The sequence below is a fragment of the Rhodococcus sp. NFXS4 genome, from assembly GCF_058139645.1.
This window is the reverse complement of the sequence record NZ_CP192221.1, coordinates 3,066,231-3,089,004: the sequence shown is the minus strand read 5'-3', so window position 1 is coordinate 3,089,004 and position 22,774 is coordinate 3,066,231. Positions and strand designations below refer to the sequence as shown.

Genomic DNA, 22,774 nt, shown 5'->3' with positions numbered 1-22,774 from the left:
GTCAGAAGGACGGGACGGCGCCGGAGGTGTCCCCGTCGAAGTCCACGGACGAATACTCCCGCAGTTTGTTCAGCTGGTGGTACGCGTCGATCATCCGCACGGTGCCCGACTTGGAGCGCATGACGATGGACTGCGTGTGGGCACCGCCGCCGGAGTAGCGCACTCCGCGCAGCAGATCACCGTCGGTGACGCCGGTCGCGGTGAAGAAGACGTTCTCCCCGGCGACCAGATCATTGGTGTTCAGGATGCGATCGAGATCGTGGCCTGCGTCGACGGCCTTCTGGCGCTCGTCGTCGTCCGTCGGGGCGAGCCGGCCCTGCAGTGCTCCCCCCATGCAGCGCATGGCCGCCGCGGCGATGATGCCCTCGGGCGTGCCGCCGGTGCCGATCAGGATGTCGGTGCCCGAATCGGGGCGGGCGGCCGCGATGGCGCCGGCGACGTCACCGTCCGAGATCAACCGGATGCGGGCACCGGTGTCGCGGATCTGCTGCATCAGCTCGGTGTGGCGGGGACGGTCGAGCACACACACGGTGACGTCCGAGGACGACCCCTTCTTGATCTTCGCGATCCGGGCGATGTTCTCGGCGACCGGAGCGGTGATGTCGATGGCATCGGCGTAGTCGGGGCCGACGGCGATCTTCTCCATGTAGAACACGGCCGACGGATCGAACATCGCACCGCGCTCGGCCACCGCGAGCACGGAGATCGCATTGGGCATGCCCTTGGCCATCAGCGTCGTGCCGTCGACGGGATCGACGGCGAAGTCGACCTCGGGACCGTTGCCGTTGCCCACCTGCTCGCCGTTGTAGAGCATGGGCGCCTCGTCCTTCTCGCCCTCTCCGATGACCACGACGCCGCGCATCGACACCGAGCTCACCAGCTGGCGCATGGCGTCCACGGCAGCGCCGTCGCCACCCTCCTTGTCGCCGCGGCCGACCCAACGCCCGGACGCGAGCGCCCCGGCCTCGGTGACGCGGACGAGTTCGAGCGCGAGGTTTCGATCCGGCGCCATCTGCGTGGGAACGTCGGTGTTGGCCGTCATGGGGCTGTGCCTCCTTGCACATGGCGCGGTTCGCAGCCCGACTGACGGGCGTCGTCCGCACGGAATGAACATCGACTCGGGCGAAAAAGACTCGGCGTGATTGTCGCACTAGTCGCACGGCCCCGGCCTGCCGGGGGAAGCGCGGAGCTGCGCGGATGGCGAGCCCCCGCGCGCTCGGTGCGATACTGGAGAGGTGGCCGACAAGAAACCCAGGTACCTGCAGAACAACAAGGACATGGCCTGGTCCCTGATCCCGCTTCTTCTCGCATGCCTGGTGATCGCGGCCATCGCCGGTCAGTGTTCGTTGCGTGTGGGCGGCCCCGAGGCGGGTGAGGTTCCTCGCATCGATCTGGGGGCGTCCCTGCAGGCGGACGCGAATGCGCTGACCTTCCCGGTGCGCAGTCCCGACGTGCCCGATCAGTGGATCCCGAACTCGGCGAACCGTGGCCCTGTCTCGGGCTCGGAGTTTCAGTCCAGCACCGTCGGCTTCGTCACCGAGAACGGCAATTTCCTCTCGCTCACCCAGAGCGACGCCTCCGAGGACGAGCTGGTCCGCTCGAAGACCGAGGGATCACGGGTGTCCGCCGGCGGCGCGGAGGCCATCGCCGGGCTGAACTGGGTGGTCTACGGCAACGACGACACGGAACCGTACTGGGTGGCCGATCTCGGCGACACCCGCGCGATGCTCACCGGTTCCGGGTCGCAGGAGGAGTTCGTCGCGCTGGCATCCGCCACGGCGACGGCTCCGGTACTCGACAAGCGCTGACGCGCTCCTTCACTCCTCGTCGCGGGCCAGCGCCTTCTCGATGCGCGTGCGCGCGCCGGCCAGGTGCTGCTCGCAGTGCGTCGCCAGTGCTTCGCCGCGCTCCCACAGCGCCAGTGAGGCATCGAGATCCAGGCCGCCCTGCTCGAGCAGCTTGACCACGTCGACCAACTCGTCGCGCGCGTCCTCGTAGCCCAGCTCGGCGATCGGTGTCTCGTTCATGAGTCCCCATGCTGCCTCGAGAGTCCGACAGCGGACGAGTCAGGTGGCGGAACTGCGACCCATCGTGACGGCCGTGACCACGCCGTCCGCGACGCGGACCCGGAGCTGCGTACCCGGCGCGGCGTCGTCGACCGACCGGAGCACCTCGGGGTCGGATCCGGGGACTATGCGCTGCACCACCGAGTAGCCCCTCGCCAGAGTCGCCGCCGGTCCGAGCGTGGTCAGACGCGCGCGCATGTGCTCCACCGTCGTCGCCTCTCGCGACACCGCGCGCTCCACGTCGCGGCGGACGACGCGGCGCATCTCGGCGATCTCCTCCTCGCGGCGGGCGACCGCGGAGAGGGGATCGGCCAGCACGGGCCGGTGCCGCAGGGCGTCCAGTGCGCGCGCCTCGCGCTGCACCCAACTGCGGAGCGCTGCGGCGCTGCGGCTCCGCAGCTCGGCGACCAGTTCCCGTTCGGCCACGGCGTCGGGCACGACGAGCTTGGCGGCATCGGTGGGGGTGGCGGCACGAAGATCCGCCACGTGATCGCTGAGCGGACTGTCCGGTTCGTGTCCGATGGCGCTCACGATCGGCGTCGTGGCACGGGAGATCGCGCGGCAGAGCGCCTCGTCGGAGAACGGCAGCAGATCCTCGACACTGCCGCCGCCGCGGGCGAGTATCACCACGTCGACCGTGGGATCCTCGTCCAGCTCGGCCAGCGCCCGCAGGATGCCGGGCACCGCCGACGGGCCCTGCACGGGAGTGTTGCGTACCTCGAAGCGCACCGCCGGCCACCGCCGTTCCGCGACGCTGAGCACGTCGCGTTCGGCAGCACTGGCGCGTGCGGTGACGAGCCCGACGACGCGGGGCAGGAAGGGGAGCGGCCGCTTGAGTCGCGGATCGAAGAGTCCCTCGGCCGCGAGAAGACCGCGCAGACGCTCGATGCGGGCGAGCAGCTCGCCGACTCCCACCGCTCGAATCTCCGTGGCGCGCAACGACAGTGTGCCGCGACCGGTGAAGAAACTGAGCTTGCCGTAGAGGATGACGCGAGCGCCCTCGGTCAACGGCACGGGAGAGTTCTGGATGAGCATCGGTGAGCACGTCACCGACAGCGACATGTCGGCGGACGGGTCGCGGAGCGTCAGGAACGCCGTGCGCGTTCCCGCACGCACCGAGATCTGCGTGATCTGGCCCTCGACCCACACGCTGCCGAGGCGATCGATCCACCCGGCGACCTTCGTCGCGACCGTGCGGACGGGGAGCGGGTTCTCGGCGGTGCTGGTGGCGGCCGTGGTCATCGTGGTCCGAGAATCACTTCGCTCGGGCGGTGGTGATGCGGTTCTCGAGCATGGTCCGGTACGGCGCGCGATCCGCGGCCGACGTCTCGTACTCGAGAAGTGACGTGAGGTCCTCGACCGACAGCGACCGCAGACGGGCACGCAACTGAGCCAGCGTCAGGGCGTCGTAGTCGAGGTACTCCACGATCTCGGGAGTCGCGGTCGGCGCGGTCGCGAGAGCCGGGGCCGGAACGGGTTCGGTCGTCTCGATCTCCGACGGCGGGGTCGAGTACAGGGCGAACCGCCCTGCGGGCGCACCGGGCTCCGGCACGTCGATCTCTCCGGCCGGGTCACCGACCGGCTCGGGCTCGGTGGACAGCGGCACCTGCGTGTACCGCGCGGGTGCGACGTCCGCGTCGTCGTCGAAGGTCGCCCACTCCGCGGTCTCGACCGGGCGGGAGCCGATCAGGGAGAACACCTGGTCGCCCTTGATGGCCAGCTCGGTGACGGTCTGTTGCAGACGCATCGCGGTCTGGAGGACCTCGCTCACGGCGGTCATCGGCAGGGAGATGGCGGTGGTGGGGAGACGCCGAGCCTCCTCGACGACGGTCACGGCGATTCCGAGCGCGACGCGGGCGGCGAAGGGTGGACGGATCATGTCTCACAGAGTGCCCCACGTCGCGCATTTTTCCCAGTCGACGTGCGCGGGAAGCGACGCCCACCCGACTACCCGTATCCTCGTGGTATGTCTTCGGCTCTTCCGGTGTCCTCGTCCTCCACCACCTCCTCCGCCATCCCGCTCGAGCTGGGTATCGCCCGGCCGGCGGTCACAGGTGAGGTCTACGACGGCCCGCTGCGCGTTCTGCTCGCCGAGCCGCGCGGGTACTGCGCCGGTGTGGATCGAGCGGTGGAGACGGTCGAGAAGGCGCTCGAGAAGCACGGCGCCCCGATCTACGTGCGCAAGGAGATCGTGCACAACCGCCACGTGGTGGAGACGCTGTCCGATCAGGGCGTCATCTTCGTGGACGAGACCGACGAGGTGCCGGACGGGGCACTGCTCGTGTTCTCCGCGCACGGTGTCTCACCGGCGGTCCACGAGTCCGCGGCCGCCAAGAACCTGCGCACCATCGACGCGACGTGCCCACTGGTGACGAAGGTGCACCAGGAGGCCAAGCGGTTCGCTCGCGACGACTTCGACATCCTGCTCATCGGCCACGAGGGTCACGAGGAGGTCGAGGGCACCGCGGGCGAGGCCCCGGACCACGTGCAGGTCGTGGACGGGCCGGATTCCGTCGACGCCGTCACCGTCCGGGACGAGAACCGCGTCATCTGGTTGTCGCAGACCACGTTGAGTGTCGACGAGACCATGACGACTGTCGCGCGACTGCGGGAGAAGTTCCCCAACCTGCAGGATCCGCCCAGCGACGACATCTGCTACGCCACCCAGAACCGTCAGGTCGCCGTCAAGGCGATGGCGCCCGAATGCGATCTCGTGATCGTGGTCGGGTCGACGAACTCGTCGAACTCCGTCCGTCTGGTCGAGGTCGCGCTCGCCGCGGGCGCGCGCGCGAGCTACCTGGTCGACTACGCCAAGGACATCGATCTCGCCTGGCTCGAGGGCGTCCGCACGGTGGGCATCACGTCCGGCGCATCCGTGCCGGAGGTGCTGGTGCGTGGAGTGCTGGACCTGCTCGAGGCACATGGCTTCGGCGACGTGAAGTCGGTGACGACGGCCAACGAGACGCTGGTCTTCGCGCTTCCTCGCGAGCTGCGGACCACCAGCCGGGTGTGAGCCGACCGCGGCCGGGAGATCAGTCCCGGTCGCGGTAGCGCACCCGTGGTGCGGGGTACGGCGACAGATTCTCCGCACCGGTGCGCCGGGGTTCGTACGGCGTGGGTTCGTACGGCGTGGGTTCGTACGGCGTGGGTTCGTACCGGGGGCGAGCTTCCCGTGGGCGACCGTTGTCGGAAGCCGTGACCTGGCCCTCGTAGGCGCGCGGGGCGGGCCGAGCAGCGCGTGACTCCTCGCGCGGTTGCGGTGCGGCGGGCCGTGCACGCCGGGTGCGGTCGTGTCGAGCGTCGGGTGCGTCCGTCCGCGGTTCCTGGCGGGTCCTGCGCCGTTCCTCCGCCCGTCCCGCCGTCTCGCGAGTGGCGGGACGTTCGGAGCGCGACCGTCGGGGTGCGGCGTCACGCGCTGCCGCGGCCGGTCGCGCTGCGCGCGCCGGCTTCCGGACCGGAGTGGGGCGACGATCGAGCGCAAGCCGGGCGCCACCGACGCCGAGGACCAACAGCGTGGTCAGCGCCATCAGCGGGAAGCGATCGACGAGCGGCACGGCGACGGTCAGGACGATGTCCTTGATCGAGGTGCCCGCTCCGTCGGTGAGGATCTGGTATGCGATGGGGACGCCGAGGAACATGATGAGCGGCGGCTGCACCATGGCGGTGAAGAGTCCACGATGGCGGACCGCGACCACGGCGATGAGTGCACCGAGCACGTACAGGACGGCGAACGTCGATCCCAGCTCGTCGCCACGCATGGCATCGACGAGAAAGCCCAGGACGGCTGCGCCCACTGCCACCGCGACGGCGCCCCATGCGGGGATTCCGGGTACCGACGGCACAGCGGAGCGCTGGTCGAGAGGCACTCCCGAGCGTGCGCGTTGGGGGGAAGACACACAGCGAGGTTAGCGTTGATTCAACGACTTGCGTCGTCGGCATGCCCGCGACACGTCGACGAGGTGCCCTCCATCGCAGTCGCGGTCATGGTTCGTGGCCGCTGGTCCACACTCGTGACCTGCGGCGGTTCGCCGTCGAAGAGGGACATCTCGTGCAGCTTGCGTGCTGTGACGAAGACGCGAGCGTCCAACGATCCCGCCGCCGCGTTGAACGAGTCCACGGCCTTGCCCAGCTGTGATCCCAAGCGATCCACGTGGGCTCCGACCGTGCCGAGGCGCTCGTACAGCTCACGGCCCAGCACACGCACGCGAGCGGCGTCCTCGGCCAGTGCGTCCTGTTTCCACGTGTAGGCGACGGTCCGCAGCAGGGCGATGAGAGTGGTCGGGGTGGCGAGCACCACGTTGCGGGAGAAGGCGTGTTCGAGCAGGCCGCGGTCGCGCGTCAGCGCGGCATCGAGGAACGGATCGCCCGGAACGAAGAGGACGACGAATTCCGGCGACGGGTCGAACGCGTGCCAGTACTTCTTGTCGGCGAGCTGGTCGACGTGTGTGCGCAGGTGCTTGGCGTGGCGTTCGAGATGCCGATCGATGGTCTCGGGATCCTGCTCGGCGCTCGCGTCGAGGAAGGCGACCAGCGGAACCTTGGCGTCGACGACGATGCGCTTGCCACCGGCGAGCTTGACCACCAGATCGGGGCGCACGCCGGGTGCGGCGACCTGGGTGTCGAAGTCGCAGTGGCGCGTCATGCCGGCCAGCTCCACGACCCGCTCGAGCTGGATCTCGCCCCACCGGCCACGAATCTGTGGCGCCCGCAGCGCGGTGACGAGCTGGTCCGTCTGCGACGCCAACTGCCGCGAGGCGCGGTGCATCCCGGCGACCTGCTCGGTCAGTCCCGCGTATGCGTGAACACGGTCGCGCTCGACGAGCCGTACGTGTTCCTCGAGTGCGTCGACCGCCTCCCGCAGCGGGTCGACCAGGTGGGAGACCTGTTGACCGATGGCGCCGGAGTGGCGCCGCGCGGAGTCCTCGTTGAGCAGCGACAACGACCGCCGCAGCGTCTCCTCGTTGTCCGCGGAGACCGCGAGCCGCTCACCCGCACGGGCGAGTTCGACGTCGCCGCGTGCGGCCCGCAACCACCAGCCCAACCCCAGGCCGACGAGAAGGGTGACGAGAGTGGTCACGGCAGTGAGGGCGGTCATGAGGCTCACTATGAACCGGGGTACCGACACACCTTCGGCCCGAGCGTCTTTGTCGTAGGTCTCCGTTAGCGTCGGCGACATGAGAATCCTGCACACCTCGGACTGGCACATCGGGCGCACCTTTCACGGTGTCGACCTGCTGGCCGATCAGCGTCGTGCTCTGGAGGCTCTCGCCACCGTCGTCCGAGAACAGAGTGTGGACGTCGTCGTGGTCCCCGGGGACATCTACGACCGTGCGGTGCCCAATGCGGATGCGGTCCGGCTGTGCAACAAGGCATTCGAGGCCATCCGTGACGCGGGGGCCGTCATCGTCGCCACGTCGGGCAATCACGACTCGCCCGCCCGGCTCGGTGCCGGGTCGGCGTTCTCCGCTGCCGGCGGTCTGCATCTGTTCACCACCGTCGACGCCGTCGACCGACCGGTCGTGCTGGCGGACGAGCACGGTGACGTGGCGTTCTACGGCATTCCGTACCTCGAGCCGGACGCCACCCGCGCCGAGCTCGGGGTACCCGGCGCTCGTTCGCACGCCGCGGTGTTGCAGGCGGCGATGGGCCGCATCGCGGCCGATCTGGCGACGCGGCACTCGTCGGTCCGCTCGGTGGTGCTGGCCCACGCCTTCGTGATCGGCGGCGAGGGTACGGGTTCCGAGCGTTCGATCTCCGTCGGTGGCGTCGAGACCGTGCCGGCTTCGATCTTCGGCGGTATCGACTACGTCGCGCTGGGCCACCTGCACTCTCCGCAGACCATCGACGACCACATCCGGTACTCGGGATCGCCGCTGCCGTACTCGTTCGGCGAGCGTTCGCATCGCAAGGCTGCGTGGCTCGTCGACATCGACGGCTCGGGTGGCCGCGTCGTCACGCGCGTCGATCTGCCGGTGGTGCGGGGCCTGTCCGTCCTGGAGGGAACGCTCGAGGAGCTCTGCACGGAGAACCGGTTCGATTCCGCGACAGAGCATTACGTCTCCGCTGTGCTCACCGATGCGGTGCGGCCCGTCGACGCGATGCGCCGTCTGCAGGAGCGTTTCCCGCACGCGGTGCACCTCGAGTGGAAGCGCCCGGCCGGTGTCGATTCCGGGAGCTACCGCGAGAAGGTGCAGGGTAGGTCGGACCGTGAGGTGCTCAGCAGCTTCCTCGCGGACGTGCGCAGCGCGCCCTCGTCGTCCGAGGTCGAGCTGCTCGATCGTGCGGTCGAGAACGTCACGGGTCAGCGGGATTCGACGTCCGCATCGCCCGTCGAGCACGAGTGGGTGCGCTCGGCGTGAGACTGCATGCGTTGTCGGTCACCGCGTTCGGGCCGTTCGGCGGCACGGTCGACGTCGACTTCGACGATCTCGGGGCCGACGGCCTCTTCCTCCTGCACGGCCCCACCGGAGCGGGAAAGACGTCCGTTCTCGATGCCATCGCCTTCGCTCTCTACGGCGTTCTCCCCGGCTCGCGCCGAGAGAGTCGACGCCTGTTGTCGGATCACGCTGCGCCGGGTGTGGTTCCGCGCGTCGAACTCGACGCGACGTTGGGTGGCCGCCGCCTCACCATCGTCCGGCAGCCGGAGTTCCTGCGCCCCAAGCGGCGCGGGGTGGGAACCACGAAACAGAACGCCAAGGCGACGCTGACGTGGCACGACGGCCGGGGCGAGAACCTGACGCGCATCGACGAGATCGCGCTCGAGGTCGAGCGCCTGCTTGGCATGCGGGTGGACCAGTTCTTCCAGGTCGTCCTGCTGCCGCAGGGGGACTTCGCGCGGTTCCTGCGGGCGCGCAACGAGGAACGGGGTGCGCTGCTCGAGCAGTTGTTCGACACCGATCGGTTCCGCGACATCGAGACGTGGTTCCAGGATCAGCGTCGCGCCAGCGCGGAGCGTCTCGCCGGGCGATCGGAGTCCGTCGACAGACTGGCTGCCCAGGTGGCCACCGCCGCCGGCGTGGACCTCTTCACGGGCACCGACGTGGTGGAGTGGGGGACCGATCTTCTGGGCGGTGCCCGAGAGCTGGCCCGTGGGCGCACAGAGCATCTGCGGACAGCGCGCGCCGAACATGCAGCGTCTCGTGAGACCGCTCGGATCGCGCACCGCCGCCGGGAGGCACGCGAACGGGGGGCCGCGGCAGCAGCGCGACTCACGGTGCTGGCGGGCGGCGACGCCGAGCGCGCGCAGCAGATCGCTGAGCTGGACCGTGCGCGTCGGGCGCTGCCGGTGCGCGATCGCGCCGTCACCCTCGACCAGCACCGTCAGCGCGCGACCGCCGCCGCCGCGACGATGCGGCGCCGGGAGCGGGCGGCTGCCGAGACCGAGGCCTCCGTGCTGGTCGGGACGTTGTCGTGGCCGCCCCGTCCTGCCGATGCGGAGGTGCTCGATGCCGCGGTGCACCGGTGGAGCGGCGAGTGCGCGGTGCTGGACAGTGTCGCCGGCGACGAGTCCGATCGAAGGACGGCGGTGGCCGATCGGGAACGCGCCGTCGGCCGGGTGCGCGGTCTGGAGACGGACCTGCGGGCGGTACGGGTACGTCTCGACGCGGTACCTGCGGAGCGCGCGGCACTGGACGCCGAGCATCGAGTAGCCGTCGCGGCTCGTGCGGGTCTCGCCGGCCTGGAGGCGCGGCATCACGGCGCCGAGGACGCGGCACGCGCACACGTCGAGTGGGCCCGCGAGTCCGAGCGCCTTGCTGCGGCCGTCACGACGGCCGAGCGTGCCCGGACCCGCTACGACGATCTGCGCACGGAATGGTTGGACCTGCGGGAACGCCGTCTCGAGGGGATGTCCGCGGAGCTCGCGGCGGGACTCGAGGACGGCGCCCCGTGCGGAGTCTGCGGCGCGACGGAACATCCGGCGCCCGCATCTCCGACCGCGGGGCGGGTGTCCCGGGACGACGAGAACCGCGCGGGACAGCGGGTCGGTGCAGCCGAGGCGGAACGCACCACGGCGGACGCCGCGGTGCAGCGCTGCCGACAGCGTGTGGACGAGCTCGCGACCCGGTGCGCGGATCGCACCGCAGCGGAACTCGCGGCCGAACTGGACGCGGCCACGACGGCACTGGCGGAGGCGCGGCGTGCCGCGGATCGTCTCGCGGCGATCGACACCTCGCTGGCGGCGCTGGACGAGGAGACCGCCGGTCTGCGGGTGCGGGCCGACGCGATCACGGCCGAACTGGGCGTCACTCGCGGGCGGACGGAGGCGCTGGAGACTCGGATCGCGGAGGCGACCGCGCGCATCACGGCCGCCGTGGGGACGACGTCCACCGTGGCGGAACGGCGTGCCGCACTCGACGCGGCCATCGCAGCCGCGGTGGCGTGGCGCGATGCGCGCCGCGACGCCGACTCGGCCGATCAGGCGGTGATGCGGCTCGAGACCGACCTGGTGGAGTGCGCGCGCGAGCACGGATTCACCGAGGTCACGGAAGCCCTGGCGGCGGTCCGTGACAGGGCCCGGTGCACGGTGCTGGAGAACGCCGTTCTCGACGCCGAGAAGCAGCGCTCCGCGGCTGCGGCCGTGCTCGCGGAGCCGGACGTGGCGGAGGCGATGGTGGGGGAGACCGTCGACACCGCTGCCGTCGATGCGGAGGAGATCCGACTGCGGGGGTTGCTGGACGAGGCCATCGCCTCGGCCGGAGACGCCGATAGTCGGCTACGCATGCTCGAGGACCTCGTCGCCCAACTGTGGGCCGCTGCGGACCGTCTGGGACCTGCCCACCTCGAGCACGCGGAACTCGAGCAGCTGGCGGAGGTGGTGGCCGGCAAGGGCGCCAACGCGCGCCGGATGTCGCTGCGGTCCTACGTGCTGGCCGCGAGGCTCGAGGACGTCGCCACCGCGGCATCCGTGCGCTTCCGGTTGATGTCGCAGGGCCGGTTCGAGTTCGTGCACTCCGACGACGTGGGCCCCCGAGGCACCCGCGGCGGGCTGGGTCTCGACGTACGCGACGACTACACCGGGGTGGTCCGGTCGGCGGGCACCCTGTCGGGCGGCGAGGCATTCTGTGCGTCGCTCGCGCTGGCGTTGGGTCTCGCCGACGTCGTCGCGGCCGAGGCGGGCGGCATCACCCTGGACACGATGTTCATCGACGAGGGGTTCGGAAGTCTCGACTCGGGATCACTGGACGCCGTCATGGGAGTCCTCGACGAACTCCGGTCCGGTGGGCGCACGGTGGGCATCGTCAGTCACGTCGACGAGATCCGTGACCGGGTCCCCTCACGCCTCGAGGTGATCCGCGAACGTCACGGATCCACGGTACGAGTGCACGCGGGAGTGTGACCGCTCAGTCGTCCTTCTTCTCGTCGTCCTCGTGCGTGTCCACGTCGATCGGAGTCGGTGCCACGTCGTCGGACTGGTCCGAGGGCGCCGGCGCGTATCGGGTCTTCTCGTCGTGGACGACGACGGGCGCGTCGTCACCGGGTGTGCCGAGATCGTCGTGGATGCGTTCGGCGATGTCGTTCGCGCCGGGATCCTCGTCGGACCGAAGTTCGATCTGCTCGTTGATGTAGCGCAGCAGCACCGCGGTGGCCGCAGCGACCGGGACCGCGAGGAACGCCCCGATGATGCCGAAGATGGAACCGCCGGCGGTGACGGCCAGCAGCACGATCGCGGCATGCAGGTTCATCGACTTGCTCTGCAGGATCGGCTGCAGGACATTGCCTTCGATCTGCTGCACGGCCAGGATGATCGCCAGGACGATGACCGCGGTGGTGAACCCGTTGGCCACCAGCGCGACCAGGACGGCGAGGGCACCGGCGACGAAGGCACCCACGATGGGGATGAAGCCACCGAGGAAGGTGAGCGTCATCAGCACCGGGGTCAGCGGCACGCCGAGGATCACCAGGCCGATGCCGATGAAGATCGCGTCGATCGCGCTGACGATGGCCTGGGTACGGATGAAGCCACCCAGGGTGTCCCACACCCGTCGGAGTACCTCGGCGAGATGACCACCGGCCTTGCGTCCGGCCAGTCCGTGCAGCCAGGGGAGGAAGCGCGGGCCGTCCTTGATGAAGAAGAAGCTCAGGACGAGCACCAGACCGAGCGTGACCAGGATCGACCCGGCGGTGGCGACGCCGGCGAAGACGCCCGAGGCGATCGCCGTGCCGCTGTCCTGCAGCTGCGTGACGATGGCTTCGACGGCGCTGTCGATCTGCTCGTCGTCCAGATTGATGGGCGGGCCCTCGAGCCACTCCTGGACCTGCGAGACGCCGAGGGTGGCGCTGTCTGCGAGATCGGGAGCCTGGCTGATGACGGAGGGGACGATGAACGCGACCACACCGGCGAGTACCGCGAGGAAGCCGAGGAGTGTGGTCAACGCGGCGAGCGCGGGCGGAAAGCCGATGCGGCGCAGCAGCCTGGTGGGCGGCCAGAGCACCGTCGCGACCACCAGTGCCAGCAGGACCGGGAGCATGATCACCCACAGCTGGCCGACCAGCCAGCCGGCGATCCACAGCGCTGCCGAGACGACGAGGAGCACGGCCGACCACTTGGCCAGCCAGAGTCCACCGGCGCCGAACAGGTCGCTGCGATCACGGCCCGACGCGGAGCCTGCGGAAGTGGTGGGCGCGTTCTCGCTCACGTGTGTCCTCTCGTCTGACGATGATGCGGCGAACGCAGAGTCGAACGCGCTGTGACTGTACCCGGGAAGCCGATTCCGCACGCATGGCGACGGAGGGACTACCCGATGGTGAGCCCGCGGGCGAGAAGGGCAGTACGCCACAGGTGCATGGAGGCGTAGGACCGCCACGGTGACCAGTGGGCGGTGTCCGACAGATCGATGTCGAGGAGGGCCGCGCCCTGCCGGACCACCAGGTCGGTGTCGAGCAGCACGTCGGGGTCGCCCAGCAACCGCATCGACACGTAGCGGGCGGTCCACGGGCCGACACCGCGCAGCGCCAGCAGTGCACGCTCCTGGGTGGCCGCGTCGCCGTCGTGGCGCACGTCCACGGCGCCCGATGCCAGAGCGTCGGCCGTCGACGCGATCGCGGCGACCCGCCGCGCCGGACCGGTGAGGATCTCGGTGCCGCGTGTGGCCACGGCCTCGGGAGTGGGGAACAGGCGAGTGATGCCGTGGTCGGCTTCGCCCTCGTCGTCGCCCACAGGATCTCCGAGGGCCGCGACGAGCCGGGCGGTGTGCGTGGCCGCGGCACCGAGCGAGATCTGCTGACCGATCATCGTGCGAAGGAGCACCTCCGCGGCATCGAACGCCCCGGGAACGCGGATCCCCGGGGCCGCGGCCACCGACGCGGCGAGCGCAGGATCTGCCGCGAGCGCAGCGTCGACGGGAGCCGCGTCGACGTCCAGGGCCAGTACCTGCCGCACTCGGGACAGCGCGGTGGGGACGTCCGACGCGTCCCGGGCTCGCGTCTCCACCCGGACGACTCCCGCGCCGCCGTCACCCGGGACGAACCGGCACGTGACGACGGCGGGGCCGTGATCGAGGCGCAGAGCCCGGCGGTAGACGCCGTCCGTGAAGGTCTCCATGCCCGGAACCGCGTGACCCGCCAGGAACCACCGCATCCACCCCGTGTCGTACGGAGCGGAGTACGGCAGCTCGGAGGTGTCGAGGGTCCAGCGCGGCGACGTCACCCCGTCATGATCTCAGCAGCAGCGTGCGCCCGGATTCGCGTCCGCCTCCGCATGACGTGCCTTCCAGTACTCGCGCTCGGACGGCACCGGATGCCCGGGATGGACCCGGTTCCGGTGCTCGACGAAACGCTCGTAGTCGTGATCACCCATGACGGAGGTGATCCACCACGTCGCGGCGCGAACGGACTTCAGGACGGCGTTCATGTCAGTGGCCCGTTCCCGGCCGACGGACCGTGCCGCTGGCGATGAGGACGTCCCATTCCGCCTGCACCGACTTCTCCGCCTCGGTGGGGAGGAAACCGCTGGGCGCGAACAGCTTCGACGGTACGTCCGCCTCCTCGCTGCTGGGCAGTCCACCGGCGCGGATCGCCTTGAAGCAGACGGCGAATCCGGCGAGCGCGACGATGAGGACGAGCACCGCGAAGACGATGGACAGCGTGCCCTGGATGAAGGTGTTGCGGATGACGGCGTCGATGGCCTCCGGTGTGGCGGCGGACCGGAACTCGGTGAGGCCCTGCGACTTCGCTTCCTTGAAGTCGCTGTGCTGCGCCCAGTAGCCGATGGCCGGAACGTCGGAGAAGATCTTCTGGTACGACGCCGTCATGGTGACCACGAGGTCGAAGGCCAGCGGCAGCGCGGGGATCCAGGCCCACTTCAGCAGACCCTTCTTCACCACGACGGTCAGGACGACCGTGAGCGCGATGGCGGCCAGCAACTGGTTCGCGATGCCGAACAGCGGGAAGAGCGTGTTGATGCCGCCCAGCGGATCGGTGACGCCCATGAGCAGGATGGCGCCCCAGGCCGCGACGACGATGACCGAGCAGATCCAGGCACCGACGCGCCACGACGGATCGCGGAACTTCTTCGCGCCGCCACCGAGATTGCCGAGCGAGTCCGACAGCATGAAGCGGGCGACACGCGTGCCTGCGTCGACGGTGGTGAGAATGAACAGCGCCTCGAACATGATCGCGAAGTGATACCAGAACGACTTCAGGCTCTCGCCGCCGAAGACCTGGTGCAGCACCTCGGACATGCCGAACGCGAGCGTGGGGGCGCCGCCGGTGCGCGAGATGATCGACTCCTCACCGACGTCCGTCGCGGCCTGCGACAGCTCGGCCGCGCTGACGTCCCCGCCTGACAGTCCGAGCCCGTTGACGTACGCCGCGGCGGTCTCGGGTGTTCCGCCGGTGAGTGCGGTCGGTGCGTTGAGCGCGAAGTAGATGTGCTGATCGAGAATGCAGGCGGTGACCAGAGCCATGATGGCGACGAAGGACTCGGTGAGCATGCCGCCGTAGCCGATCATCCGCATCTGCTTCTCCTTCTCGAGAAGCTTCGGCGTGGTGCCCGAGGAGATCAGCGCGTGGAAACCGGAGAGCGCGCCGCAGGCGATGGTGATGAAGAGGAACGGGAAGAGCGATCCGGAGAACGCGGGTCCGTTGCCCTCGCTGGCGAACGACGTCATGTCCGGCATCTGCAGGACGGGTCGAGCGATGAGGATGCCGACGGCGAGCAGCACGATGGTGCCGATCTTCATGAACGTCGACAGGTAGTCACGCGGGGCGAGCAGCAGCCACACGGGGAGGATCGACGCGGCGAGACCGTAGGCGATGAGCAACCACGCGACGGTGACCTTGGACAGCGTGAACCAGTCGGCGCCCCATTCGGTCTCGGCGACCCAGCCGCCCGAGATGATGGCGAGCAGCAGCAGGACGACGCCGATGAGGGAGACCTCGGAGACCTTGCCCGGGCGCAGGTACCGCAGGTAGACGCCCATGAAGAGGGCGATGGGAATGGTCAGTGCGATGGAGAAGACGCCCCACGGGCTCTCGGCGAGTGCGTTCACGACGACGAGTGCGAGCACCGCGATGATGATGATCATGATGACGAAAACGCCGATGAGGGCGGCGATACCGCCGACCACGCCGAGCTCCTCGCGGGCCATCTGACCGAGGCTGCGGCCACGACGGCGGGTCGAGATCCAGAGCACCAGGAAGTCCTGCACCGCGCCGGCGAAGACGACGCCGATGATGATCCACATGGTGCCGGGCAGATATCCCATCTGCGCGGCGAGGACGGGACCGACGAGGGGACCGGCGCCCGCGATGGCGGCGAAGTGGTGGCCGAACAGCACCCGACGGTCCGTCGGCATGTAGTCCTTGCCGTTCTCCAGGATCTCGGCGGGTGTGGCCCGATCGTCCCGTGGATGGACGATGCGGTTCTCGATGAGGCGTGCGTAGAACCGGAACGCGAAGATGTAGGTGCAGACCGCCGCGACGACGAACCACACCGCGTTGACCTGCTCGCCGCGGATCACGGCGATGACGGTCCAGGCGACGGCGCCCAGCAGACCGATGATGACGAAGACGATGCGTTTGGGCACCGTCATCGGTGAGCGGTCGACGACGCCCACGGGGGGAAGGTCGTCGTCGGTCTTGAGGAACTCGACGTGCGAGTTCCCCCTGTCGGACACGGCAGTCATCTGCGGGCTCCTGGCATGCGGTGGAGGGGCGGCGATCATCGTGTGATCGCAGTCACTGTAAGCAGACCGACCGACATTTGGTGCGGTTGTGAGCCTGGTGTGTGCGGATCGTTGCGCCGAGCGGTCCGGGACCGTCGCCGAACGTCACGACATGACAACGAGATCCCACTCGCGCGCCCCGACTGCCTACGATGCTCGTGTGTCAGACCACCCCGAGTACCCGCAGCAGCCGTACACCGGTTCGTCGTACGAGCCCGACCTGACGAAGGGGCCGACGGACACCGGAGTGTTCCCGACCACCGGAGCCTTCCCGCAGCAGCAGCCGAGTTATCCCCAGCAGCAGTACGGCCCGCCGCCGCTGCCGCCGACCAACGCCGGCTGGGCCGCCGCCGCGCTGATCTTCTTCTGGCCGTTGGCGTTCTCGGCGTTCAACCACTCGAGCTCGGTGTTCCCGCGGTGGTCGCTGGGCGACTATCAGGGTGCGCACTACGCGTCGGAACGCACGAAGCAGCTGGGCAAGTACTCGCTCTACATCTTCGTGGGGCTCTTCGCGCTGTTCATCCTCTTCTACGTGCTGCTCATCGCCTTCGCGATCTCGGCGGGATCGGGCACCGACTACACGTACTGACAGGGCGGTCGGGGGCGGCACGTAGACTCTCCTCCCTGTGAGCCTCACCCTCGGAATCGTCGGACTGCCCAACGTCGGCAAGTCCACCCTCTTCAACGCGCTGACCAACAACGACGTGCTGGCGGCGAACTATCCGTTCGCCACCATCGAGCCGAACGAGGGCGTCGTACCGTTGCCGGATCCGCGGCTGAACGAGCTGGCCAAGATCTTCGGTTCCGAGAAGATCCTTCCGGCGCCTGTCACGTTCGTCGACATCGCCGGCATCGTGAAGGGCGCGTCCGAGGGCGCCGGCCTGGGCAACAAGTTCCTCGCGAACATTCGTGAGGCCGACGCCATCTGCCAGGTCGTGCGCGTGTTCGCCGACGACGACGTGGTGCACGTCGACGGCAAGGTCGATCCGGCCGCCGACATCGAGGTCATCGAGACCGAGCTGATCATCGCGGACATGCAGACCCTCGAGAAGGCGATCCCGCGTCTCGAGAAGGAAGTTCGCACGCAGAAGGATCGCGCGCCGATGGTAGCCGCGGCCAAGGAAGCGCAGACGATTCTCGACAGCGGCACGACGCTGTACTCGGTGAAGGACACGTTCGACGCGTCGTCACTGCGTGAGCTCAATCTGCTCACCACCAAGCCGTTCCTCTACGTCTTCAACGCAGACGAGTCGGTGCTCACCGACGACGCGAAGGTTGCCGAGTTGAAGGCCGCTGTCGCTCCCGCCGACGCCGTCTTCCTCGACGCCAAGATCGAGTCGGAGCTCGTCGAACTCGACGACGAGTCGGCGATGGAACTGCTCGAGAGCATCGGCCAGTCGGAGCCCGGCCTGCACGCTCTGGCGCGCGCCGGCTTCCACACCCTCGGGCTGCAGACGTACCTCACCGCAGGCCCGAAAGAGTCCCGCGCGTGGACCATTCACCAGGGCGACACCGCACCGCAGGCAGCGGGCGTCATCCACACCGACTTCGAGAAGGGCTTCATCAAGGCCGAGGTCGTGTCCTACGACGACCTCGTCGCCGCCGGATCCATGGCCGCCGCCAAGTCGGCCGGCAAGGTCCGCATCGAGGGCAAGGAATACGTCATGGCCGACGGCGACGTGGTGGAGTTCCGCTTCAACGTGTGATTGCGGCTCAGCGCCAGCCCAGCTCAGGTGCCACGTGCGTCAGCACCGACTCGATGAGGTGTGCGCAGTACTCGACGCCGAGCTGGTTGGGCACGGTCAGGAGCAGTGTGTCGGCCGCGGCGACGGCTTCGTCCTTCGCCAGCTCCGCGATGAGCTTGTCGGGTGAGCCGGCGTAGGTCTTGCCGAAACGAGCGATGCCGCCGTCGATGTAGCCGACCTGATCGCCGCTGCCGCCCTCACGGCCGAAGTACGCACGATCCACGTCGTCGACGATCGGGAAGATGCTGCGGCTCACGGATACTCGCGGTTCGAACGAGTGGCCGACGTCGGACCACGTCTTGCGGAAGCGCTCGATCTGTTCGGCCTGCAGTTCGTGGAACGGCACGCCGGTGTCTTCGCTGAGCAGAGTCGAGCTCATGAGGTTCATGCCCTGCTGCGCCGTCCACTCGGCGGTCGCACGAGTACCTGCACCCCACCAGATGCGCTCACGCAACCCGTCGGAGTGCGGCTCGAGGCGCAACAGGCCGGGCGGGTTGGGAAACATGGGGGAGGGGTTCGGCTCCGCGAAGCCCTTGCCCTCCAACAGGTCCAGGAAGATGCGCGTGTGCTCACGGGCCATGTCTCCGCTGTCGGTGCCCTCGGCCGGGGCGTAGCCGAAGTAGCGGAAGCCGTCGATGACCTGCTCGGGCGATCCCCGGCTCACTCCGAGCTGCAGCCGCCCGCCGGAGATCAGGTCGGCGGACCCGGCGTCCTCGGCCATGTAGAACGGGTTCTCGTAGCGCATGTCGATGACGCCGGTGCCGATCTCGATGCGACTGGTCTTGGCACCGACGGCCGCGAGCAGAGGGAACGGCGACGCGAGCTGGTTCGCGAAGTGGTGAACGCGGAAGTACGCGCCGTCTGCACCGAGTTCCTCTGCGGCGACCGCGAGGTCGATCGACTGCAGCAACACGTCCGATGCGGAGCGCGTCTGCGAGTGCGGCGACGGTGACCAGTGCCCGAACGACAGGAACCCGATGTTCTTCATGCACCGGAGAACGCTGACGGCGCCCGAATATTTCCCTTCCGACGGCCGCCACTGTCGCCTAGCGTGGATCCATGGCTCAGGTGAGACAGGTGCAGGTCACCTTCGATTGCGCGGACCCCGAGCGAGTCGCCCGATTCTGGTGCGAGGTTCTCGGATACGTGGTGCCGCCGGCGCCCGCGGGCTTCGCCGACTGGGCGGAGTTCGACCGTTCGCTCCCCGCCGAGAAACAGGGGTCGGCCTTCGCATGCGTGGACCCGAACGGGGTGGGCCCACGGCTGTACTTCCAACGCGTACCCGAGGCGAAGACCGTCAAGAACCGCGTCCACCTCGACGTCCGTGTGGGCATCGGCATGGTCGGTGACGAGCGCCTCGGGGCTCTGGAAGCGGAATGCGCACGCCTCGTCGACCTCGGAGCCACGCGAGTGCGGCTCCTGCCCGCGGGCGACGGAGAAGAGTCCTGCATGGTGATGCAGGACGTCGAGGGCAACGAATTCTGCCTGGACTGACGTTCCGTCAGAACGGTGGTGGGTCGTCGTTGTCGGCGAACTCTCGTCTACGTCGGTTTCGGGAGCGTTCGGACCGCCGCCGCGCATGCTTGTCCGCCAGGCGGGTTCTTCGCCTGGTCGGTGATGTGCGCGGGGCATCCGGTGGGGCCTGCGCCGGCTGTTCGAAGGTGATGTCGGCGAGTCCGGGGTACAGGTCGTACCCGTTGTGCGCCGGGCCCGGAATTACGCGTCCCTCGGGTGTGGCGATGGTGGAGACGACTCGTCCGGTGTCTCCGTCGAGGTACTGGTCGTCGACGAAGTCGCCGAACGTCTTCAGGTTGTGGTGAAAGCGGCACTTGGCGCCGAGGTTGACGTCGGTCGTCTGTCCACCGGCCGCGGGATCGTCGTGGTCGTACTCGGTGATGTGGTCGAGGTCGCCGGTCCAGACGGCGTTGCTGCAGCCGGGCCAGGTGCAGTACTGATCGCGGATGCGCACGAACGTGTCGAGGGCACTGGACGGGCGGTAGGGATCCGCGGGTTGCGAGGCGGGGTTGGTGGCGGCGACCGGCCTCAAAACCGCGTCGGGGCGCGCAGCGAGGTCGGCGACGTGGTCGGCGGAGATGACGCCGTGGCCCGCGAGGAAACCCGGGTTGCCCTGCTGCGCGGAGGCGGTGTCCCCGTTCACGGTGGCGGCGTCGGCGACGACGTGCACGATGACGGTGGTCAGGAGACCGTCCTCGCCGGTCCAGCCGGGAGCGTCGCAGTTGTCACGGTCACACTGGCATTCGAAGGGGGTGCGCGTGGCGAGGGCGAAGAGGGCGTCGCTGCGTCGGGCGCCGGCGCTGCGCGGGTCTTTCGGGCAGACGCGTCCGGCGAGGTCGTTGACGGCAGCGGCGACGAGGACGGCGTTCTCGGCGGGCATGGTGGCGCACTGATAAGCCATGCCGTCGGGTGCGGGGTCGATCCAGAAGCCGCGGTCGTCCTTCGCGCGAGTGCGACGCTCGCGGACGGCGTCGGGGTCGTGGCGGTAGACGATGCGGTCGACCATGTCGCGCATCCGGGCCACTGACCAGGAGCCGCGTCGCCGTAGTGCCGCCGCGATCTCGGCATCGACCAGGTGGGCATGGTCGGTGCCGTCGACGAGGTCGGTGCGGGCGATGATGGTGTGGATGTACTTCGGGGTCACGAGGCCGTCGCGGAGGCAGGCGGCAACGTCGGGCAGACGATCTCGCAGGGCCACGGCACGGGTGAGTATGCCCTCGCCTGCGCCCTGGGTGATCGACAGGACTGCGGCGATGCGAGCGGCGCAGTGGGTGGTCGCGTCGAAGCGGCGGCGGTCGGCGGTGTCCAGTGGTGCGACCAGTCGGGTGTGCAGTTCCGCCGCGGCCCGGTAGCGGGTCCATTCGAGGTATGCGGCGCCGGCGGTGGCGTGGGTGAGTGCGCCGAGGACGCCGTCGACCGTGACATCGGCGAGGTGTCCGGGTAGGCCCATGGCCTCCGGATCGCGCGTCGCCCACCCCTGTTCGAACATGTGTGCGAAGGTAGCAGCGGGCACCGACACGAACAGGCCGAGAGGGGCAGAATGCGCACCATGCGAGTCGAGCGCATCACCACCAACCTGCCGGTCGAGGACATCGCCGAGGCGAAGTCGTTCTACACCGATTTCCTGGGACTCGCGGTCGAGGAGTTCGATCTCGGTTGGGTCGCCCGCTTCACGTCACCGGAGACCGGTGCGCACGTACAACTGGTGACGCGAGATGCGACGAGTCCGGTGGAGTCGGCGATGTCGGTTCACGTCGACGACGTCGATGCGGCGTACGAGGAGGCCGTCCGTCGCGGTCACGAGATCGTGCATCCGCTCACCACGGAGGAGTGGGGAGTCCGACGATTCCTCGTGCGCGCTCCTGACGGAAACGTCGTGAATGTCGTGATGCACCGAGCGTGACAGTGACTCGTCACCGACATCCGCCGTCCGAGGTGCACGCCTGCAACGACGCGTCTTGACTGTCGGGGACAGATGTTCCCTGCAGTGAGGACTACCGCCATGCTTTCGCTCTGGATCTGGAATCAACCGTGGGTCTGGTCCTCGATCGTGTCGAACCTGACCGATCTCCTCTGACGGAGACGTCAGCCGAGGTCGATACCCGTGGCCTCCACGACCGCGCCCCACAGTGCGTCCCGTGCCTCCGGCGAGTCCCGCCGCCAGGACGGGTAGTGCGTGGGGCGCGGTCGTCTGTCGTGCCAGAACATCCCCGTGGATGCGAGTGGCTGATCGGCGGCCGCGAGCCACACGATGGTGTCGGCTCCGTCGTCGGCGGTGCGGAGGATGGGTTTCATCACCGAGCCGAACATCGGAATGGAGTCCGTGACACCGGGTGTGGCCGCCCACCCCGGGTGCATGCTGTGCACGACGGGATCGTCGGGCCCGGTGAGGCGCTCCGCCAGTTGCTCGGTGATCACCACCTGCATGCGCTTGGTGCGGGCGTAGGCGGTGAGGCCCGAGTAGTCGCCGTGAGCGAACTCGACGTCGGTGGTCTGCAGCGGCACCGGATACATGCCGCCGCTGGAGACAAACACCACGCGGGACCCCGCGTCGAACAGCTCGCGTAGCCCGACCGTGAGCGCGACGGGCCCGAGCACGTGGGTCGCAAAGGCGATCTCGTGCTTCTGTGCCGTCTCGGTGCGCTCGGGCGGCATGACGCCGGCGCAGTGCACCACCGCGTGGATCGACGTCAGCTGAGCGGTCAGTGTGGTGACCAGCGCAGCCACGGCATCGAGGTCGCTCATGTCGCACTCGTGCGCGACGAGCTCGGCGCCGGGCACGGTGTGGCGGATCTCGGTCGCGGAGGCGTCGAGCCGACGCGCCGAACGCCCGACCAGGTGCACCCGCGCACCGAGGACGGCCAGTTGTCGGGCGGCAGCTGCGCCGAGACCCGAGCTGCCGCCGGTGACGATCACGTCGATGGGGGCGAGGAACGGGACCGGATCGGCCGCCCAGAATCGACGACGGACGGCCGACCCGATACGGGAGTAGCCGGGCACGACCGTCCGGTCGAGCGCCTCGTCCAGCACTCCTGTCAGAAAGTTCCCCACCGCGACCACTAGGCGGGAGGACCGTCGGTGCGGTCGCTGTTCTTCTCGCCGATGGCGTCCTTGGCCTTGTCCAGCGCGCCGTCGATCTGGGAGTCGTGCCCGGCGAACTTCTTCTTGGCCGCGTCGCCCGCTTTGTCCAGTGCCTGTTCGACCTTCTCCTCGTTCTGGTCGAGCTTGCGCTTGATCTCGCCGAAGTTCACCATCGGTCGTCCTCTCGTTGATCGTGTGAGCT

At 69.0% G+C, this 22,774-nt stretch carries 22 protein-coding genes; 8 read left to right on the top strand and 14 right to left on the bottom strand.

Translation table 11 applies throughout. The features are described 5' to 3' along the window. Position 1: 1 nt before the first annotated feature. Positions 2-1,042, bottom strand: coding sequence for a class II fructose-bisphosphatase (gene glpX / locus J4E04_RS14435; protein ID WP_027503924.1), 1,041 nt, complete (start codon positions 1,040-1,042; stop codon positions 2-4). Between the two features lie 193 nt (positions 1,043-1,235). Between glpX and J4E04_RS14430 the strand changes: the two genes are divergently transcribed. Continuing rightward, the gene (locus J4E04_RS14430) at positions 1,236-1,808 is read left to right on the top strand and encodes a DUF4245 domain-containing protein (protein WP_027503923.1); all 573 of its coding nucleotides are present in this window, start codon (positions 1,236-1,238) and stop codon (positions 1,806-1,808) included. Between the two features lie 9 nt (positions 1,809-1,817). On the opposite strand, the gene J4E04_RS14425 is transcribed toward J4E04_RS14430, so the two are convergent. From J4E04_RS14425 to J4E04_RS14415, 3 genes are read right to left on the bottom strand one after another with little or no spacing between them, the layout of a single operon-like run. After that, positions 1,818-2,027 carry an exodeoxyribonuclease VII small subunit gene (locus tag J4E04_RS14425; RefSeq protein ID WP_027503922.1) on the bottom strand — a complete coding sequence of 70 codons (210 nt, stop codon included), beginning with the start codon at positions 2,025-2,027 and terminating at the stop codon, positions 1,818-1,820. Between the two features lie 39 nt (positions 2,028-2,066). Next, positions 2,067-3,308, bottom strand: coding sequence for an exodeoxyribonuclease VII large subunit (gene xseA, locus J4E04_RS14420; protein WP_490148865.1), 1,242 nt, complete (start codon positions 3,306-3,308; stop codon positions 2,067-2,069). Positions 3,309-3,321: 13 nt separating this feature from the next. Further along, positions 3,322-3,945 carry a lipid droplet-associated protein gene (locus J4E04_RS14415; RefSeq protein ID WP_222638191.1) on the bottom strand — a complete coding sequence of 208 codons (624 nt, stop codon included), beginning with the start codon at positions 3,943-3,945 and terminating at the stop codon, positions 3,322-3,324. Positions 3,946-4,032: 87 nt separating this feature from the next. Here J4E04_RS14415 and J4E04_RS14410 point away from each other — a divergent pair, with 87 nt between their 5' ends. Then, positions 4,033-5,079 (top strand): 4-hydroxy-3-methylbut-2-enyl diphosphate reductase, encoded by a 1,047-nt coding sequence (locus J4E04_RS14410; protein ID WP_490148864.1) that lies wholly within the window; start codon positions 4,033-4,035, stop codon positions 5,077-5,079. 19 nt (positions 5,080-5,098) lie between these two features. On the opposite strand, the gene J4E04_RS14405 is transcribed toward J4E04_RS14410, so the two are convergent. Continuing rightward, positions 5,099-5,962 carry a DUF6542 domain-containing protein gene (locus J4E04_RS14405; RefSeq protein WP_490148863.1) on the bottom strand — a complete coding sequence of 288 codons (864 nt, stop codon included), beginning with the start codon at positions 5,960-5,962 and terminating at the stop codon, positions 5,099-5,101. A 20-nt stretch (positions 5,963-5,982) separates the two neighbouring features. Further along, entirely contained in the window at positions 5,983-7,161 is a 1,179-nt protein-coding gene (locus J4E04_RS14400) for a DNA recombination protein RmuC (RefSeq protein WP_027503918.1), read from the bottom strand. A gap of 79 nt (positions 7,162-7,240) precedes the next feature. On the opposite strand from J4E04_RS14400, the gene J4E04_RS14395 reads away from it, so the two are divergent. Both J4E04_RS14395 and J4E04_RS14390 read left to right on the top strand, forming a co-directional pair. After that, positions 7,241-8,425 carry an exonuclease SbcCD subunit D gene (locus J4E04_RS14395; RefSeq protein WP_051612932.1) on the top strand — a complete coding sequence of 395 codons (1,185 nt, stop codon included), beginning with the start codon at positions 7,241-7,243 and terminating at the stop codon, positions 8,423-8,425. Then, positions 8,422-11,403: an AAA family ATPase gene (locus tag J4E04_RS14390; RefSeq protein WP_490148862.1), complete on the top strand. Its 2,982-nt coding sequence runs from the start codon at positions 8,422-8,424 to the stop codon at positions 11,401-11,403. The genes J4E04_RS14395 and J4E04_RS14390 overlap by 4 nt, the downstream gene beginning before the upstream one ends. Positions 11,404-11,407: 4 nt before the next feature. Here the strand turns inward: J4E04_RS14390 and J4E04_RS14385 are convergent, their stop codons facing one another. The 4 genes from J4E04_RS14385 to J4E04_RS14370 all read right to left on the bottom strand — a co-directional run bounded on the left by J4E04_RS14385 (position 11,408) and on the right by J4E04_RS14370 (position 16,192). Then, a complete protein-coding gene (locus J4E04_RS14385; protein ID WP_082544615.1) occupies positions 11,408-12,703 on the bottom strand; it encodes an AI-2E family transporter in 1,296 nt (431 codons plus the stop codon). 98 nt (positions 12,704-12,801) lie between these two features. Beyond that, a complete protein-coding gene (locus J4E04_RS14380; protein WP_490148861.1) occupies positions 12,802-13,713 on the bottom strand; it encodes a DNA-3-methyladenine glycosylase family protein in 912 nt (303 codons plus the stop codon). Between the two features lie 12 nt (positions 13,714-13,725). Beyond that, positions 13,726-13,917, bottom strand: a complete 192-nt coding sequence (locus J4E04_RS14375; RefSeq protein ID WP_051612930.1) for a YbdD/YjiX family protein — start codon at positions 13,915-13,917, stop codon at positions 13,726-13,728. Position 13,918: 1 nt separating this feature from the next. After that, entirely contained in the window at positions 13,919-16,192 is a 2,274-nt protein-coding gene (locus J4E04_RS14370) for a carbon starvation CstA family protein (protein ID WP_490148860.1), read from the bottom strand. A 199-nt stretch (positions 16,193-16,391) separates the two neighbouring features. Here J4E04_RS14370 and J4E04_RS14365 point away from each other — a divergent pair, with 199 nt between their 5' ends. Both J4E04_RS14365 and ychF read left to right on the top strand, forming a co-directional pair. Beyond that, positions 16,392-16,820, top strand: a complete 429-nt coding sequence (locus tag J4E04_RS14365; protein ID WP_490148859.1) for a CD225/dispanin family protein — start codon at positions 16,392-16,394, stop codon at positions 16,818-16,820. A gap of 37 nt (positions 16,821-16,857) precedes the next feature. After that, entirely contained in the window at positions 16,858-17,937 is a 1,080-nt protein-coding gene (ychF, locus tag J4E04_RS14360; RefSeq protein WP_056447386.1) for a redox-regulated ATPase YchF, read from the top strand. A gap of 7 nt (positions 17,938-17,944) precedes the next feature. On the opposite strand, the gene J4E04_RS14355 is transcribed toward ychF, so the two are convergent. After that, positions 17,945-18,964: an LLM class flavin-dependent oxidoreductase gene (locus J4E04_RS14355; protein ID WP_222646067.1), complete on the bottom strand. Its 1,020-nt coding sequence runs from the start codon at positions 18,962-18,964 to the stop codon at positions 17,945-17,947. Positions 18,965-19,035: 71 nt separating this feature from the next. On the opposite strand from J4E04_RS14355, the gene J4E04_RS14350 reads away from it, so the two are divergent. After that, positions 19,036-19,470, top strand: coding sequence for a VOC family protein (locus J4E04_RS14350; RefSeq protein WP_490148858.1), 435 nt, complete (start codon positions 19,036-19,038; stop codon positions 19,468-19,470). A gap of 7 nt (positions 19,471-19,477) precedes the next feature. On the opposite strand, the gene J4E04_RS14345 is transcribed toward J4E04_RS14350, so the two are convergent. Next, positions 19,478-20,980, bottom strand: a complete 1,503-nt coding sequence (locus J4E04_RS14345) for a DUF222 domain-containing protein (protein ID WP_490148857.1) — start codon at positions 20,978-20,980, stop codon at positions 19,478-19,480. Positions 20,981-21,040: 60 nt separating this feature from the next. On the opposite strand from J4E04_RS14345, the gene J4E04_RS14340 reads away from it, so the two are divergent. After that, the gene (locus tag J4E04_RS14340; protein ID WP_222638182.1) at positions 21,041-21,394 is read left to right on the top strand and encodes a VOC family protein; all 354 of its coding nucleotides are present in this window, start codon (positions 21,041-21,043) and stop codon (positions 21,392-21,394) included. Between the two features lie 182 nt (positions 21,395-21,576). Here the strand turns inward: J4E04_RS14340 and J4E04_RS14335 are convergent, their stop codons facing one another. Together J4E04_RS14335 and J4E04_RS14330 are read right to left on the bottom strand one after the other, a co-directional pair. Next, positions 21,577-22,542 carry an SDR family NAD(P)-dependent oxidoreductase gene (locus tag J4E04_RS14335; protein WP_490148856.1) on the bottom strand — a complete coding sequence of 322 codons (966 nt, stop codon included), beginning with the start codon at positions 22,540-22,542 and terminating at the stop codon, positions 21,577-21,579. Positions 22,543-22,550: 8 nt separating this feature from the next. Further along, the gene (locus J4E04_RS14330; RefSeq protein WP_037183861.1) at positions 22,551-22,745 is read right to left on the bottom strand and encodes an antitoxin; all 195 of its coding nucleotides are present in this window, start codon (positions 22,743-22,745) and stop codon (positions 22,551-22,553) included. Between the last annotated feature and the right edge of the window lie 29 nt (positions 22,746-22,774).

Coding starts and splice junctions, on each gene's coding strand:
- glpX (WP_027503924.1), bottom strand. CDS start 1,042: ATGACGGCCAACACCGACGTTCCCACGCAGATGGCGCCGGATCGAAAC.
- J4E04_RS14425 (WP_027503922.1), bottom strand. CDS start 2,027: ATGAACGAGACACCGATCGCCGAGCTGGGCTACGAGGACGCGCGCGAC.
- xseA (WP_490148865.1), bottom strand. CDS start 3,308: ATGACCACGGCCGCCACCAGCACCGCCGAGAACCCGCTCCCCGTCCGC.
- J4E04_RS14415 (WP_222638191.1), bottom strand. CDS start 3,945: ATGATCCGTCCACCCTTCGCCGCCCGCGTCGCGCTCGGAATCGCCGTG.
- J4E04_RS14410 (WP_490148864.1), top strand. CDS start 4,033: ATGTCTTCGGCTCTTCCGGTGTCCTCGTCCTCCACCACCTCCTCCGCC.
- J4E04_RS14400 (WP_027503918.1), bottom strand. CDS start 7,161: ATGACCGCCCTCACTGCCGTGACCACTCTCGTCACCCTTCTCGTCGGC.
- J4E04_RS14395 (WP_051612932.1), top strand. CDS start 7,241: ATGAGAATCCTGCACACCTCGGACTGGCACATCGGGCGCACCTTTCAC.
- J4E04_RS14375 (WP_051612930.1), bottom strand. CDS start 13,917: ATGAACGCCGTCCTGAAGTCCGTTCGCGCCGCGACGTGGTGGATCACC.
- J4E04_RS14370 (WP_490148860.1), bottom strand. CDS start 16,192: ATGACTGCCGTGTCCGACAGGGGGAACTCGCACGTCGAGTTCCTCAAG.
- J4E04_RS14355 (WP_222646067.1), bottom strand. CDS start 18,964: ATGAAGAACATCGGGTTCCTGTCGTTCGGGCACTGGTCACCGTCGCCG.
- J4E04_RS14350 (WP_490148858.1), top strand. CDS start 19,036: ATGGCTCAGGTGAGACAGGTGCAGGTCACCTTCGATTGCGCGGACCCC.
- J4E04_RS14345 (WP_490148857.1), bottom strand. CDS start 20,980: ATGTTCGAACAGGGGTGGGCGACGCGCGATCCGGAGGCCATGGGCCTA.
- J4E04_RS14340 (WP_222638182.1), top strand. CDS start 21,041: ATGCGAGTCGAGCGCATCACCACCAACCTGCCGGTCGAGGACATCGCC.
- J4E04_RS14330 (WP_037183861.1), bottom strand. CDS start 22,745: ATGGTGAACTTCGGCGAGATCAAGCGCAAGCTCGACCAGAACGAGGAG.